General features: G+C 69.5%; 16 protein-coding genes. 12 read left to right on the top strand and 4 right to left on the bottom strand.

The genetic code is table 11. The features are described from left to right. Window positions 1-16 precede the first annotated feature (16 nt). The 7 genes from ACIPPM_RS22850 (at window position 17) to repSA (ending at window position 3,098) form a co-directional block, all read left to right on the top strand. A complete protein-coding gene (locus ACIPPM_RS22850; protein ID WP_401450766.1) occupies window positions 17-202 on the top strand; it encodes a hypothetical protein in 186 nt (61 codons plus the stop codon). Between the two features lies 1 nt (window position 203). Beyond that, entirely contained in the window at window positions 204-389 is a 186-nt protein-coding gene (locus ACIPPM_RS22845; RefSeq protein WP_401450764.1) for a mobile element transfer protein, read from the top strand. Between the two features lie 15 nt (window positions 390-404). Continuing rightward, the gene (locus ACIPPM_RS22840) at window positions 405-707 is read left to right on the top strand and encodes a SpdD protein (protein ID WP_401450763.1); all 303 of its coding nucleotides are present in this window, start codon (window positions 405-407) and stop codon (window positions 705-707) included. Window positions 708-712: 5 nt separating this feature from the next. Further along, window positions 713-1,261 carry a GGDEF domain-containing protein gene (locus tag ACIPPM_RS22835; protein WP_401450761.1) on the top strand — a complete coding sequence of 183 codons (549 nt, stop codon included), beginning with the start codon at window positions 713-715 and terminating at the stop codon, window positions 1,259-1,261. A 90-nt stretch (window positions 1,262-1,351) separates the two neighbouring features. Further along, window positions 1,352-1,534: a hypothetical protein gene (locus ACIPPM_RS22830; protein ID WP_401450759.1), complete on the top strand. Its 183-nt coding sequence runs from the start codon at window positions 1,352-1,354 to the stop codon at window positions 1,532-1,534. 5 nt (window positions 1,535-1,539) lie between these two features. Then, window positions 1,540-1,710, top strand: a complete 171-nt coding sequence (locus ACIPPM_RS22825) for a hypothetical protein (protein ID WP_401450756.1) — start codon at window positions 1,540-1,542, stop codon at window positions 1,708-1,710. Further along, complete coding sequence (gene repSA / locus ACIPPM_RS22820; protein WP_401450754.1) at window positions 1,707-3,098, top strand: replication initiator protein RepSA; 1,392 nt, start codon at window positions 1,707-1,709, stop codon at window positions 3,096-3,098. Before ACIPPM_RS22825 ends, repSA begins: the two co-directional genes overlap by 4 nt. Window positions 3,099-3,237: 139 nt before the next feature. Here the strand turns inward: repSA and ACIPPM_RS22815 are convergent, their stop codons facing one another. Together ACIPPM_RS22815 and ACIPPM_RS22810 are read right to left on the bottom strand one after the other, a co-directional pair. Beyond that, complete coding sequence (locus ACIPPM_RS22815) at window positions 3,238-4,671, bottom strand: recombinase family protein (protein ID WP_401450751.1); 1,434 nt, start codon at window positions 4,669-4,671, stop codon at window positions 3,238-3,240. Between the two features lie 191 nt (window positions 4,672-4,862). Beyond that, on the bottom strand, window positions 4,863-5,789 hold the full coding sequence (locus ACIPPM_RS22810) for a Yip1 family protein (RefSeq protein WP_401450748.1): 927 nt from the start codon (window positions 5,787-5,789) through the stop codon (window positions 4,863-4,865). Window positions 5,790-5,958: 169 nt separating this feature from the next. Between ACIPPM_RS22810 and ACIPPM_RS22805 the strand changes: the two genes are divergently transcribed. Then, a complete protein-coding gene (locus ACIPPM_RS22805; protein WP_401450745.1) occupies window positions 5,959-6,285 on the top strand; it encodes an antibiotic biosynthesis monooxygenase family protein in 327 nt (108 codons plus the stop codon). 82 nt (window positions 6,286-6,367) lie between these two features. Here ACIPPM_RS22805 and ACIPPM_RS22800 read toward each other — a convergent pair whose 3' ends face one another. Beyond that, window positions 6,368-7,123: a hypothetical protein gene (locus ACIPPM_RS22800; protein ID WP_401450743.1), complete on the bottom strand. Its 756-nt coding sequence runs from the start codon at window positions 7,121-7,123 to the stop codon at window positions 6,368-6,370. 241 nt (window positions 7,124-7,364) lie between these two features. After that, complete coding sequence (locus tag ACIPPM_RS22795) at window positions 7,365-9,647, bottom strand: (Fe-S)-binding protein (protein WP_401450740.1); 2,283 nt, start codon at window positions 9,645-9,647, stop codon at window positions 7,365-7,367. A 284-nt stretch (window positions 9,648-9,931) separates the two neighbouring features. On the opposite strand from ACIPPM_RS22795, the gene dnaK reads away from it, so the two are divergent. From dnaK to ACIPPM_RS22775, 4 genes are read left to right on the top strand one after another with little or no spacing between them, the layout of a single operon-like run. Then, window positions 9,932-11,788 (top strand): molecular chaperone DnaK, encoded by a 1,857-nt coding sequence (dnaK, locus tag ACIPPM_RS22790; protein WP_401450738.1) that lies wholly within the window; start codon window positions 9,932-9,934, stop codon window positions 11,786-11,788. Further along, on the top strand, window positions 11,785-12,435 hold the full coding sequence (gene grpE, locus ACIPPM_RS22785) for a nucleotide exchange factor GrpE (protein WP_401450736.1): 651 nt from the start codon (window positions 11,785-11,787) through the stop codon (window positions 12,433-12,435). Before dnaK ends, grpE begins: the two co-directional genes overlap by 4 nt. A gap of 45 nt (window positions 12,436-12,480) precedes the next feature. After that, window positions 12,481-13,665: a molecular chaperone DnaJ gene (gene dnaJ, locus ACIPPM_RS22780; RefSeq protein ID WP_401450733.1), complete on the top strand. Its 1,185-nt coding sequence runs from the start codon at window positions 12,481-12,483 to the stop codon at window positions 13,663-13,665. Window positions 13,666-13,670: 5 nt separating this feature from the next. Next, on the top strand, window positions 13,671-14,129 hold the full coding sequence (locus ACIPPM_RS22775) for a heat shock protein transcriptional repressor HspR (RefSeq protein ID WP_030816557.1): 459 nt from the start codon (window positions 13,671-13,673) through the stop codon (window positions 14,127-14,129). Window positions 14,130-14,184: the final 55 nt, after the last annotated feature.

Here is a 14,184-nt window from a genome sequence, read left to right as displayed (position 1 = left end):
AAAAGAGGTTGAGCCCGTGCCCCTCTTCAGCTTCAACCGCTCCTCGGACTACGAGGCTGCGGCCCGTGAGATGGCCAACTCCGGCCGCCCGACCCTGGCCCGCCTGCTCGCCGAGGAGGCCGCCGACCGCACGCCGGACCCGAAGGAGAAGGCCCGCATCCTCATCCAGTTCACCGGCAACAGCCTCCGGGAGACGGACTGACATGCGCCCGAACCGCTTCTACCACGTCATCCGCATCGGCCCGGTCAAGGTCGGCACCTTCAACAACGGACGCGGCCAGACCCGACACACCGCCGCTTGCACCGCCCCCGGCTGCGGCTTCTCCACCGAACACCGCGACCGCTCCGCCGCCGAACTCGCCGCCCGCACCCACCGCTGCAACCCCTGACAGGAGGACACCCCCATGTTCACCCCCAAGTACCCGCCCGCCGACCGCGCCCCCGCGGTGACCACCCCGGCACCCACGGCCATGCCGGCCACCCCCGCCCCGGCCCCGGTCGTCCCGGCTCCGGTGTCGAACCGGCCGACCATCCAGCTCACCCCCGGCAGCACGCTCGCCCTCGTGGGTGGCGGTACGGCCGTGGTCCTCATCGTCGGCACGGTCCTGGTGTCCATGCTGCTGGCGGTCGCCATCACCGGCGTGAGTGTGGCGATCTGCGCCGTGGTCCTGCGCTCGCTGCTCAACGACTCCCGCAACGGCCGGTGACCGGCATGGACCTCGCGCCCGTCGCCGCCGCGTTACCGGCCCTGGGCTGGGCCGTGCACGGCAGCGTCCTCGCCCACCGCCTCGCCGGCGCCCGCCGCGACCCGCTCACTGGCCTGCACACCCGCGCCGGATGGACCACCCGCGCCGAACGCCTCCTCGACCGGCACCCCAACGCCCTCGTGATCCTGGTCGACCTGGACGACTTCAAGGCCATCAACGACCGTCACGGCCATGCCGCCGGGGACGCGGTACTCACCGCGACCGCCCGCCGGCTGAACGACTGGGTGGGACGCCACGGCATCGCCGCCCGCATCGGCGGAGACGAATTCGTCGCCATCGTCACCGACCCCGCCCACACCACCGGCCTTGACACCCTGCGGACCGCCCTGGACCGCCCCGTCCACCACCACGGCGAGGTGCTGCCGGTCTCCGCCTCGGTCGGACGCTGCCACCGCGCGGACCTGCCGGTCCCCACCCTCACCGACGCACTCTCCGCCGCCGACACCGCGATGTACGCGGTCAAGGGCCACAGCAGGCGCAACACCCAGCACTGACCAACCCCCGGAGCGGCCTCTCTCGCCAAAGATCCGCCGCTCCGGGGGCCCACATCCCAGATCCAAAGGACCCGGAAGGGAAGCACCATCATGCCCCAGCACACCCCTGTCCCGCGCCTGTGCCGCGACTGCGACGGCCACGCCTCGGCCGTGGTCACCACCGGCACCCGGAAGTCGGACGGCACCCGGACCCTGATCCGTATCGACTGCCCCGCCTGCCGGGGCACCGGCCACTACGCCCCCGGCGCCCGCCTCGTCCGCGCCGGGAGGTGAGCGCCGTGGCCTTTCTGAACTGGCGTTCCAGCGACCACTACGACTCCACCGGCGACAAGCCGTGCGTCCTCTGCACCAAGCCGACCCCGCTGCGCTCCGACCGGGGCAAGCCCGTCCACAAGGTGTGCGCCGAGGAGTGGATCGACGCCCACACCGAACGGGAGGACGGCAAGTGATCGACGCCGCCACCCCGGCGGGCCTGGACCCGGCCACCCTCACCGACGTGCTGAGGCTGGCCGGGTCCACCGGCTTCGACCGCATCCAGGACCAGATCCGCCGCACCGGCGGCTGCACCGATCCAATCCGGCTCACCGGTACGACCGTCACCCGCGACGCCTCGACCGGGCACGTCCTGCACCACTACTCCACCGACACCGAACCCGGCGGCGTCCTCCGCCTCGCCTGCGGCAACCGGCGCGCCTCACGTTGCCCGGCCTGCGCCTGGACCTACGCCGGCGACACCTACCACCTCATCCGCGCCGGCCTCGTCGGAGACCCCACCAAGGGCACCCCGACAACGATCCGCGACCACCCGCGGGTGTTCGCCACGCTCACCGCTCCGTCCTTCGGCCCGGTCCACAACCGGCCCGGCACCCGGCCCTGCCGCTGCGGCACCCGGCACCCCGAGACCGCCCCGGAGTTGGGTACGCCGCTCGACCCTGATCGCTACGACTACGCGGGGGCGGTGCTGTGGAACAACCACGCCTCCGACCTGTGGCGCTACTTCACGATCTACCTGCTCCGCGAGATCGCCCGCATGGCCGGCCTCACCCAGAAAGCAGCGAAGGAAGCCTCGCGGGTCTCGTTCGGCAAGGTCGCTGAGTACCAGAAGCGCGGTGCCGTCCACTTCCACGCCGTGATCCGCTTCGACGGACCGGACGGCCCTGACACCCCGCCCCCGCCCTGGGCGACCGGTGACCTCCTGGATGCCGCGATCCGCGCCGCCGCCGCCCGCGCTGCCGTGGACGTCGACCCGGCCGGAGACCAGCCGGCTCGCACGCTGCGGTGGGGTGAGCAGATCGACGTGCGCCCGATCCGCGCCTTCGGGGACGGGGCCGAGATCACCGAACAGGCCGTGGCCTCCTACGTCGCCAAGTACGCCACCAAAGCCGCCGAAACCACCGGCACCGTCGACCGGCGCATCGGCAACAAAGAAGCCCTGGGCCTGCTCGACGTGCCCGACCACCCGGCCCGGCTCATCGCCGCCTGCCTCGACCTCCACCCCCTCTATCCCGACCGCAAGCTACGGGACTGGGCGCACATGCTCGGCTTCCGCGGCCACTTCTCCACCAAGTCCCGCAACTACTCCACCACCCTCGGCGCCCTCCGCCAGACCCGCGCCGACTACCGCGCCCAGCAGCAACGCGCCGCCCTCGGCCTGCCCGACCCCGGCACCGAGGAAGAGGCCACCACGCTCACCCTCGCGCACTGGACGTACGCCGGCCACGGCCACACCCCCGGCGAATCCTGGCTCGCCGCCAACATCCGCCGCGAGATCACCCAGAACCGCGAGACCGCACGCGAAGAACTGGCAGGAGGTGCCCTTGATGAGTCAGACCAGTAGTCCGGAGTCCCGTATGGCGACGGCTCAGCGTGAGGTCATGAGCACTGACGAGTGGTTGCGGATGCATCTTCGCCGTGCTCCTGAGCGTGATGAAGAGTGGGTACGCCGTGCCCTCGTGTTGCAGGGGCGGGCCTGATCGTCACCGCCAGACGGGTTCGATCAGACTCGGGTCGAACTTCCGGCGTCCTCGTCCGGCCGGGTGAATGATCACGGCTGAGAGGCTGTGCAGCACGATCTCTTGCTGGCGTTCGACCGGCAGCGCAAAGAACTCTTCGAGGGTCAGGTTCGCCGCATCGCCTTTGGCCTCGGCCTGTTTCTGCTGTTTGTAGAAGCGGGCCCGCTCCAGTTTGAGTTCGTCGCGCAGCCGCTCTTTGGCCGGCAAGAGCTGCAAGAGGGTGGCCACCGTGATCTGTTTCGAGCGTTCGGCATCCACGAGTTGGGCGATGTCTTGGGAGACCTGCTGCAGCTCGTTCTCGCGCGGCCATTGCTGATTGGCCGGGACGGCAGTTACTGCTGCTCGCGCGCGCTGTTCTTCGAGTGCTAGTTGGACTATGAGCCTGTCGACGGGCTCTCCAACCCGTCCCACCTTGCCGCATCCGCCGTTCACCACGGAGCACTGGTACGTGTATTTCGTGGCCTTCGAACCTGGCTGCCAGCGGTTGTTGATCTGTCCTCGGATCTTCGCCTTGCATAGTCCGCACCGGGCAATGCCCGAGAGCAGGTACTTACGGGCGAGCGACTTGCCGGGATGCTTCTGCTTCCGCTCGGTGACAGCCGCGCAGACGGCTTCCCACTCTTCCAGGGTGTTGATCCGCTCCCAGTTCCCCTTGACGGGTTCGCCGTCTTCGCCGACCAGGATTTCACCGTGGTACGTCCGGTAGCCGACCAGTCTGGGGTTGGTCAGGATCTGTTCGACGTGGTGGTGGGCCATGCGCTTGGTGCCTGCGCGTGGGTTGCCTAAGCCCTGTTGCTGCCACCGGGTCCGGATGGTTCCGATGCGGACGCCGGCGAGCACTTCGCGCTGTGCCTCCCGGATGGCTTCGGCGGCCCCCGGGTCGACCCTGGTGCGGTCGTCCTTGCTCCAGCCGTACGGCGCCGGCCCGCCGCTGTCCTTACCCTGCTGGGCCAACTCCAGGTGTTTGCGCTTGATCCGGCGTGACGCATCGTGCGACGACTTGTTGGCGAACGCGACCATGATGCGGGCCATGGTGCGGCCGTCCGGTGATCCAAGGTTGATGTCGTTCGTGACGGTGGCGAACTCCAGGCGGGGACGCTCGTCGAAGATCTCGATCAGGCGCTCAAGGTCCCGCGGCTGTCGAGCGAGGCGGTCTAGGTCGTAGGCCACGATGCCGTCGATGAGGCCGGCGCGGAGATCTCTCAGCATCAGCTCGAACTCGTCGCGCACGACGTTGCGCTTGAACGCCGACACGTCGTTGTCCTCGTAGGTCTTCACGACCTGCCACGACCGGAGGTCCGCGAGCCGTTCGCAGTCCTGCTGCTGCCTGGCGACTCCCAGCGACTCGCCCTCGTCGTCCCGCGAAATCCGGGTGTAGACCCCTACCTTGCGTGCCACGGTCGGCCCTCCCTCTGCCTGTTGAGCAGGGGCAGACTACTACCGTCATCCAGTCAAGTCAGCCTGAAGTGTCGAGCCGCCCGTCGTGCGCCGGACCGGGCAGGTTCTGGACGCCTGAGCGGCCGCCCGCACAAGAAGCAGGGCCCCCGGAGCGGCAAGCTCCGGGGGCCCTTCCTCTTGCCTCGGCAGACTCAGAACGTGCCCAGCTTCACGATCGACAGCAGCGCGATCAGCTGGATCGCGGACGCGCCCAGCGCCTTCGGCCAGGGCAGGTCGTGGGAGCGGGAGACCATCAGGGTGAGCAGGGCGCCCGCGGCGAGCCAGGTGATCCAGCCGATGACCTTGACGAAGCTGGCGTCGCCCCCGGCGAACATGGCGACGACCAGGCGCGGGGCGTCCGTCAGCGACATGATCAGCATGGACAGGCCGACCGTGGGCTGCCAGGCGCCGTCGCCGCCGAGCTGGCGGGCCAGGGTGTGGGTGACCACGCCCAGGATGAACGCGCTCAGCACGATCGTCACCGCCGTGATGAGCACGATCGGGATCGCGTTGGTGAGCGTCGCGCCGATCACGTCCGCGCGGGCGCCGTCGAAGCCGAAGACGGCGAGCAGGCCGTAGAGGAACGTCACGATCAGGGCCGGGCCCCACATCGTGTAGTCCCGCATGCGCAGGAAGGTCGGGTTGGGGGAGAGGACGATCCCCTTCAGCAGGTCCTTCCAGTGCAGCGGCGGGCCGGACGGGCCCGCCGGGGCGGCCGAGCCCGCGTGGTAGGTCTCGCCCTGGTTGTAGGCGGACGCCTCGTCGACGGAGAACGCCTGGGTGTGGCCCGGCTGGTTCGCCGCGTACGGGTCGTGTCCGCCGCCGTGGGGCGCGTGTCCGTGGTCGCCGAAGTACTCCGGGCCGTCGTCCACCGGCCCCGGATACCCGTAGCCCTGCTGCCCCTGCGGGTGCCCCGGACGGGGGTAGCCCTGCTGGCCCTGCGGGTAGCCGTAGGCGGGCCCCCGCTGCCCCTGGTGCGGGGCCTGGCCGCCGTACGACGGTCCCTGGGGCGCGTGCGTCTGCTGTCCTTGCGCGGTGCGGTTGTCCCGGCCCCCGCGTCCCATCCTGAATCCAGCCACCCGTCGAACGTACCTGCTCCCGGCCGCCCGCGTGTCGGAGCCGGGGGGTCGGGCCCGGCATTGCGGCCATCCTGTGACATCCCCTAAGGGACCGTCAGGGGGAAGACCGGGGACGGGCACGGGTTTGGGTGAGGACGCGAACGTAAGACGGTGGAGGCAGGATGGGGGCATGAGCGTAGTGAAGATCAATGTGCTGACCGTTCCCGACGAGCAGCGGGAGATGCTGGAGAAGCGCTTCGCCTCGCGGGCGCACGCCGTGGAGAACTCCGACGGCTTCGAGTGGTTCGAGCTGCTGCGGCCGGTGGAGGGCACCGAGCAGTACCTCGTCTACACCCGCTGGCGCGACGAGGAGTCGTTCCAGGCGTGGATGGAGGGGCCGATGAAGGCCGCCCACCAGGGTGGCGGCGAGGGCGGCGAGCGGCCGAAGCCCGCGGCCAGCGGCTCCACCCTGTGGTCCTTCGACGTGGTCCAGCAGGCCTCCCCGAAGGAAGCCTGACCCCCGCCCCGCGCACGACGGCGCCCCCGGTCCCGGTTCGGGAGCGGGGGCGCCGTCGGGTACGGAGCGGGGCGGGTGCGCGTCAGGCGCGGCGGACCCGCACTCCGTCGGCCTCGAAGTCGTAGATGTTCCGGTTGACGCGCAGCCCGTCCACCGCTCCGGCCCACAGGTAGTCGCGGCCCTTGCCGACCGCGGCCGTGTAGATGAGCGGTGCCGCGCCGCCGTCGTTCAGCGACGCCTTGACCTGGGCGAACGTGCAGGGGGCGGCCTGGGTGCAGGCGGTCTCGCCGCCGGTGAGGAACCAGCTGCCGGTCGTGGTGGCGTCCAGGTAGCCGCTCCAGCGGTTGGTCGTGGTGACCGGGCCGGGAACCCACACCAGGGTGGAGTAGGTGTCGCCGGGGTGCGCGGCGACGTTCGGGTTGATCTCGAACTTGATGTTGGGCAGGTTCCGGTTGCCGCCGTACGTGACGTTCTCGCCGGTCTGGAAGACGCGGAAGCCGACCTGGGTGAGGCCGAGCACCGGGTCGCCGTAGAAGTCGACCTCGTTGCCGAAGTCCACCTTCTCGCTGGGCGGGGTCAGCGAGGTGGAGTCGTCCGCCACCTCGATGCCGAGGCTGCCGGTGCCGAAGGGCGGACGGGCGGCGGCGCCGGTGACGCCGAACGACCCGTAGGGGCCCTCCCGCAGCGCGGCCACCGGCGAGCCGATGGTGTTGCGGGTGATGACGCCCCAGTGGTCCGCGCCGCTGGTGCCCCCGCCCGCGGCCGAGGCCGGTACCTGGAGGGCCGTGGCGGCGAGGGCGGACAGTGCGGCGATCGTGAGCGCCTTTGCGCGGCTCACGCCAAAGCGAGCTTTCACACTCACTCCCTGATTCGTGTCGAAGAAGAGGCACGCGCGGGCTCCTCGGCCGACGCGGCTCCTCGAACGTATCGGGAGATACCGGGGCATATAGGTTCTGCATATGCCGTCCGGGTGCGTGCTGTACGGGTGTTTTCCGGGCGGCGGGCCCAGGTGCGGGGGAGAAACAAGGGTGCCCCCCGACCAGTGGTCAGGGGGCACCCTCGTCGCCTTGCGGCCGTGGCTACTTCACCGGCTCGGGCTCCGGCTCGGTCGCGGGCTCGTCGTCGTCCGCCGGGTCCACCGGGGTCCGGACGGAGTCCAGCAGGAGCTGGGCGACGTCGACGACCTGGATGGACTCCTTGGCCTTGCCGTCGTTCTTCTTGCCGTTGACCGAGTCGGTCAGCATGACCAGGCAGAACGGGCAGGCGGTGGAGACGATGTCGGGGTTGAGGGAGAGGGCCTCGTCGACGCGCTCGTTGTTGATGCGCTTGCCGATCCGCTCCTCCATCCACATCCGCGCGCCACCGGCGCCACAGCAGAAGCCGCGCTCCTTGTGGCGGTGCATCTCCTCGTTCCTGAGGCCCGGGACCTTGCCGATGATCTCGCGCGGCGGCGTGTAGATCTTGTTGTGCCGGCCCAGGTAGCAGGGGTCGTGGTACGTGATGATGCCCTCGACCGGGGTGACGGGGATCAGCTTGCCCTCGTCCACCAGGTGCTGGAGCAGCTGGGTGTGGTGGATGACCTCGTAGTCGCCGCCGAGCTGCGGGTACTCGTTGCCGAGCGTGTTGAGGCAGTGCGGGCAGGTGGCGACGATCTTCTTGGCCGACTTGGGCTTCGCCGACTCGGGGACCACCTTGCCGTCGTCGTCCATCTCCTCGCCGAAGGCGGCGTTGAGGGACATGACGTTCTCCATGCCGAGCTCCTGGAACAGGGGCTCGTTGCCGAGACGGCGGGCGGAGTCACCGGTGCACTTCTCGTCGCCGCCCATGATGGCGAACTTGACGCCCGCGATGTGCAGCAGCTCGGCGAACGCCTTGGTCGTCTTCTTGGCGCGGTCCTCCAGGGCACCGGCACAGCCGACCCAGTAGAGGTACTCGACCTCGGAGAGGTCCTCGATGTCCTTGCCGACGACCGGGACCTCGAAGTCGACCTCCTTGGTCCACTCCAGGCGCTGCTTCTTCGCCAGGCCCCAGGGGTTGCCCTTCTTCTCCAGGTTCTTGAGCATCGTGCCCGCCTCGGACGGGAACGCGGACTCGATCATCACCTGGTAGCGGCGCATGTCGACGATGTGGTCGACGTGCTCGATGTCCACCGGGCACTGCTCGACACAGGCGCCGCAGGTGGTGCAGGACCACAGGACGTCCGGGTCGATGACGCCGTTCTCCTCGGCGGTGCCGATGAGGGGGCGCTCGGCCTCGGCGAGGGCCGCGGCGGGCACGTTCGCGAGCTGCTCCTCGGACGCCTTCTCGTCGCCCTCCATGGTCTTGCCGCCACCCGCGAGCAGGTACGGCGCCTTGGCGTGGGCGTGGTCCCGCAGCGACATGATCAGCAGCTTCGGGGAGAGCGGCTTGCCGGTGTTCCACGCGGGGCACTGCGACTGGCAGCGGCCGCACTCGGTGCAGGTGGAGAAGTCCAGCAGGCCCTTCCAGGAGAACTGCTCGACCTGGGAGACGCCGAAGACGTCGTCGTCACCGGGGTCGGTGAAGTCGATCGGCTTGCCGCCGGAGGTCATCGGCTGGAGCGCGCCGAGGGCCACACCGCCGTCCGCGTCCCGCTTGAACCAGATGTTCGGGAAGGCGAGGAAGCGGTGCCAGGCCACACCCATGTTGGTGTTGAGCGAGACCACGATCATCCAGATGAACGAGGTCCCGATCTTGATCATGGCGACCAGGTAGACCAGGTTCTGCAGCGTGCCGACGCTGAGCGCCTTGAAGGCGAGGACCAGCGGGTACGAGGCGAAGTAGGCCGCCTCGTAGTGGTCGACGCCGTGCAGCGCGCCCTCGAGGCCGCGCAGGGTGTAGATGGCCAGGCCGATGGTGAGGATGACGTACTCGACGAAGTACGCCTGGCCGGACTTGGAACCGGCGAAGCGGGACTTGCGGCCCGGTCGGCTGGGCAGGCTCAGCAGCCGGATGACCATCAGCACGGCGATGCCGAGGATGGTCATCACACCGATGAACTCGATGTACAGCTCGAAGGGCAGGAAGTCGCCGATGAAGGGCAGCGTCCAGTCGGCCTTGAAGAGCTGGCCGAACGCCTGGGCCAGGGTCGGCGGCAGCGTCAGGAAGCCCACGGCCACGAACCAGTGGGCCACGCCGACGATGCCCCACCGGTTCATCCGGGTGTGGCCGAGGAACTCCCGCACCAGGGTCACGCTGCGCTGGTACGGGTTGTCGGTCCGGGTACCGGCGGGGACGGGCTGGCCCAGCTTGAAGTACCGGACGAACTGTCCGATGGCCCGGGCGAGCAGCGCGACACCGACCACGGTCAGGACCAGCGACACGATGATCGCGGCGAGTTGCATGAGGGGCTCCTGAGGCGGCCTCGAAATTACTAAGCGGTAACTTATGCAGTCCGTCTGAGACTACCCCCATCCTCCTGCGCGATGCAGCACGGCGCGGGGTGAGATGAGTCGCTGAGGGTTGCCTTCGCCGGGACGGGGGAACCCGCGTCCGGCCAGGCCCGATGCCGCCTTGCATATAAGCGCCATATAAGAGTTGAGTCCGGTTGACTCATGTCTGTTGACCCAGAGCGATCGGAGTGGCACACTTGAGCCAGTCCCACTCAAGTTCTCTGGAGGAATCAACCATGGCACGTGCGGTCGGCATCGACCTGGGCACGACTAACTCCGTCGTCAGCGTTCTGGAGGGCGGCGAGCCCACCGTCATCACCAACGCCGAGGGTGCCCGGACCACGCCGTCCGTCGTCGCCTTCGCGAAGAACGGTGAGGTGCTGGTCGGCGAGGTCGCCAAGCGCCAGGCGGTCACCAACGTGGACCGGACCATCCGTTCCGTGAAGCGCCACATGGGCACGGACTGGAAGATCGAGCTCGACGGCAAGAGCTTCAACCCGCAGCAGATGAGCGCCTTCATCCTGCAGAAGCTGAAGCGCGACGCCGAGGCGTACCTGGGCGAGAAGGTGGCCGACGCGGTCATCACCGTCCCGGCGTACTTCAACGACTCCGAGCGTCAGGCGACCAAGGAGGCCGGTGAGATCGCCGGTCTGAACGTCCTGCGCATCGTCAACGAGCCGACCGCCGCCGCTCTCGCGTACGGCCTCGACAAGGACGACCAGACCATCCTGGTCTTCGACCTCGGTGGCGGCACCTTCGACGTCTCGCTGCTGGAGATCGGTGACGGCGTCGTCGAGGTGAAGGCCACCAACGGTGACAACCACCTCGGTGGTGACGACTGGGACCAGCGCGTCGTCGACTACCTGGTCCAGCAGTTCAAGGCCGGCCACGGCGTGGACCTCGCCAAGGACAAGATGGCCCTCCAGCGCCTGCGCGAGGCCGCCGAGAAGGCCAAGATCGAGCTGTCCTCCTCCACGGAGACCTCGATCAACCTGCCCTACATCACGGCGTCCGCCGAGGGCCCGCTGCACCTGGACGAGAAGCTCACCCGCGCCCAGTTCCAGCAGCTGACCGCCGACCTGCTGGAGCGCTGCAAGACGCCGTTCCACAACGTCATCAAGGACGCGGGCATCCAGCTGTCCGAGATCGACCACGTCGTTCTCGTCGGTGGCTCCACCCGTATGCCGGCCGTCGCCGAGCTCGTCAAGGAGCTGACCGGTGGCAACGAGGCCAACAAGGGCGTGAACCCGGACGAGGTCGTCGCCATCGGTGCCGCCCTCCAGGCCGGTGTCCTCAAGGGCGAGGTCAAGGACGTCCTGCTCCTCGACGTCACCCCGCTGTCCCTCGGTATCGAGACCAAGGGCGGCATCATGACCAAGCTCATCGAGCGGAACACGACGATCCCGACCAAGCGGTCCGAGATCTTCACCACCGCCGAGGACAACCAGCCCTCCGTGCAGATCCAGGTCTACCAGGGCGAGCGCGAGATCGCGGCGTACAACAAGAAGCTCGGGATGTTCGAGCTGACCGGTCTGCCGCCCGCCCCGCGCGGTGTCCCGCAGATCGAGGTCGCCTTCGACATCGACGCCAACGGCATCATGCACGTGACCGCGAAGGACCTCGGCACGGGCAAGGAGCAGAAGATGACCGTCACCGGTGGCTCCTCGCTGCCGAAGGACGAGGTCGACCGCATGCGCCAGGAGGCCGAGAAGTACGCGGAGGAGGACCACGCCCGCCGCGAGGCCGCCGAGTCCCGCAACCAGGGCGAGCAGCTCGTCTACCAGACCGAGAAGTTCCTCAAGGACAACGAGGACAAGGTCCCGGGCGAGATCAAGACCGAGGTCGAGGAGGCTGTCGCCGAGCTGAAGGAGAAGCTCAAGGGCGAGTCCGCCGAGGGCGACAACTCTGCCGAGATCCGCACGGCCACCGAGAAGGTCGCCGCCGTCTCGCAGAAGCTCGGCCAGGCCATGTACGCCGACGCCCAGGGCGCCCAGGCCGCCGGCGGTCCCTCCGCCGACGCCGGTGACGCCAAGGACGACGACGTCGTGGACGCCGAGATCGTCGACGACGAGCGCAAGGACGGTGCCGCGTGACGGAGGAGACTCCGGGCTTCGAGGAGAAGCCCGACGTCCCCTCCGGCGCGGACCCCGACGACGCCGAGCCGAAGGCCGCCTCCGAGGAGGAGGCGGCCCCGGCTGGGGACGCAAGCGCAGATGTGGCCCTGGTGGCCCAGCTGGACCAGGCACGCACGGCGCTCGGTGAGCGCACGGCGGACCTCCAGCGGCTCCAGGCCGAGTTCCAGAACTACCGCCGCCGTGTCGAGCGCGACCGCGTCGCGGTCAAGGAGGTCGCCGTCGCGAACCTCCTGACCGAGCTGCTGCCCGTGCTGGACGACATCGGCCGCGCGCGGGAACACGGCGAACTGGTCGGCGGCTTCAAGTCGGTGGCCGAGTCGATGGAGTCCGTGGCGGCCAAGATGGGCCTCACGCAGTTCGGCAAGGAGGGCGAGCCCTTCGACCCGACGATCCACGAAGCCCTGATGCACTCCTACGCGCCCGACGTCACCGAGACGACGTGCGTGGCCATCCTCCAGCCCGGTTACCGCATCGGTGAGCGCACCATCCGCCCCGCGCGGGTGGCCGTCGCCGAGCCGCAGCCCGGCGCGCAGACCGTCCAGGCGGAGGAGGCCGAGGAGAGCGCGGCCGACGACAAGGAGAACGGTGGCCCGGAGGAGGGCTGACGTAATCACCGAGATCACGCAGGACCGGAAGGAGGGACGTCGGGGATGAGCACCAAGGACTTCATCGAGAAGGACTTCTACAAGGTCCTCGGCGTCCCCAAGGACGCCACCGAGGCGGAGATCAAGAAGGCGTACCGGAAGCTCGCCCGCGAGTTCCACCCGGACGCCAACAAGGGCAACACCCGCGCCGAGGAGCGCTTCAAGGAGATCTCCGAGGCGAACGACGTCCTCGGCGACCCCAAGAAGCGCAAGGAGTACGACGACGCGCGCGCCCTGTTCGGCAACGGCGGTTTCCGGCCGGGGCCGGGCGCGGCGGGCGGCGGGCAGTTCAACTTCGACCTCGGCGACCTCTTCGGCGGTGCGGGCGGGGCGGGCGGCGCGCAGAGCGGCAGCTTCGGCGGCGGCATCGGTGATGTCTTCGGCGGCCTGTTCAACCGGGGCGGCGCGGGTACCACCCGTACCCAGCCGCGCCGGGGGCAGGACGTCGACACCGAGGTGACGCTCAGCTTCACCGAGGCGATCGAGGGCGCGACCGTACCGCTCCGGATGACCTCCCAGGCGCCCTGCAAGGCGTGTTCGGGCACCGGCGACAAGAACGGCACGCCGCGGGTGTGCCCGACCTGCGTCGGCACCGGACAGGTCGCGCGGGGTTCGGGCGGCGGCTTCTCGCTCACCGACCCGTGCCCCGACTGCAAGGGCCGCGGCCTGATCGCCGAGCACCCCTGCACCGAGTGCAGCGGCAGCGGCCGGGCCAAGTCCTCGCGCACCATGCAGGTCCGCATCCCGGCGGGTGTCACCGACGGGCAGCGCATCCGGCTGCGCGGCAAGGGCGCGCCCGGCGAGCGCGGCGGCCCGGCGGGCGACCTGTACGTCACCGTCCATGTCGGCGAGCACCGGGTGTTCGGCCGCAAGGGCGACAACCTCACCGTCACCGTCCCGGTGACGTTCGCCGAGGCTGCCCTCGGCGGCGAGGTGCGGGTACCCACCCTCGGCGGGTCCCCGGTCACCCTGAAGCTGCCGCCCGGCACGCCCAACGGCCGCACCATGCGGGCGCGGGGCAAGGGCGCGGCGCGCAAGGACGGCAGCCATGGTGATCTGCTGATCACCGTGGAGGTGAGTGTCCCCAAGGACCTCTCGGGGAAGGCTCGTGACGCGCTCGAGGCGTATCGAGAGGCGACCGCGGACGAGGACCCGCGGGCGGAGCTGTTCGAGGCCGCGAAGGGAGAATGAGCCCGATGGACACACCCGGTCGTCGGCGCAACCCGTACGAGCTGACCGAGGAGACCCCGGTCTACGTCATCTCGGTCGCCGCGCAGCTCTCCGGACTCCATCCGCAGACGCTCCGGCAGTACGACCGCCTCGGTCTGGTCTCCCCGGACCGCACGGCGGGGCGTGGGCGGCGCTATTCGGCCCGTGACATCGAACTGCTCCGCCAGGTGCAGCAGTTGTCGCAGGACGAGGGCATCAACCTGGCCGGCATCAAGCGCATCATCGAGCTGGAGAACCACGTCGCGGCTCTCCAGTCCCGGGTCGCGGAGCTGGAATCGGCCCTGGACGGCGCGGCGGCGACGATGCGTCAGCGCGAGGCCGCGGTGCACGCGTCCTACCGGCGCGACCTGGTCCCGTACCAGGAGGTCCAGCAGACCAGCGCGCTGGTGGTGTGGCGGCCCAAGCGGCAGCAGTCCGCGGACTGACGGGACGTATCCGAGCGCTTTCGAAAGGGCCGGGAGGCACAAGCCTCCCGGCCCT

This window comes from Streptomyces sp. NPDC090119 (assembly GCF_044747085.1).
Lineage (GTDB): Bacteria > Actinomycetota > Actinomycetes > Streptomycetales > Streptomycetaceae > Streptomyces.
This window is presented reverse-complemented; position numbering and strand designations above follow the sequence as displayed.

Coding starts and splice junctions, on each gene's coding strand:
- ACIPPM_RS22845 (WP_401450764.1), top strand. CDS start 204: ATGCGCCCGAACCGCTTCTACCACGTCATCCGCATCGGCCCGGTCAAG.
- ACIPPM_RS22840 (WP_401450763.1), top strand. CDS start 405: ATGTTCACCCCCAAGTACCCGCCCGCCGACCGCGCCCCCGCGGTGACC.
- ACIPPM_RS22835 (WP_401450761.1), top strand. CDS start 713: ATGGACCTCGCGCCCGTCGCCGCCGCGTTACCGGCCCTGGGCTGGGCC.
- ACIPPM_RS22830 (WP_401450759.1), top strand. CDS start 1,352: ATGCCCCAGCACACCCCTGTCCCGCGCCTGTGCCGCGACTGCGACGGC.
- ACIPPM_RS22805 (WP_401450745.1), top strand. CDS start 5,959: ATGAGCGTAGTGAAGATCAATGTGCTGACCGTTCCCGACGAGCAGCGG.
- ACIPPM_RS22795 (WP_401450740.1), bottom strand. CDS start 9,647: ATGCAACTCGCCGCGATCATCGTGTCGCTGGTCCTGACCGTGGTCGGT.
- dnaK (WP_401450738.1), top strand. CDS start 9,932: ATGGCACGTGCGGTCGGCATCGACCTGGGCACGACTAACTCCGTCGTC.
- dnaJ (WP_401450733.1), top strand. CDS start 12,481: ATGAGCACCAAGGACTTCATCGAGAAGGACTTCTACAAGGTCCTCGGC.
- ACIPPM_RS22775 (WP_030816557.1), top strand. CDS start 13,671: ATGGACACACCCGGTCGTCGGCGCAACCCGTACGAGCTGACCGAGGAG.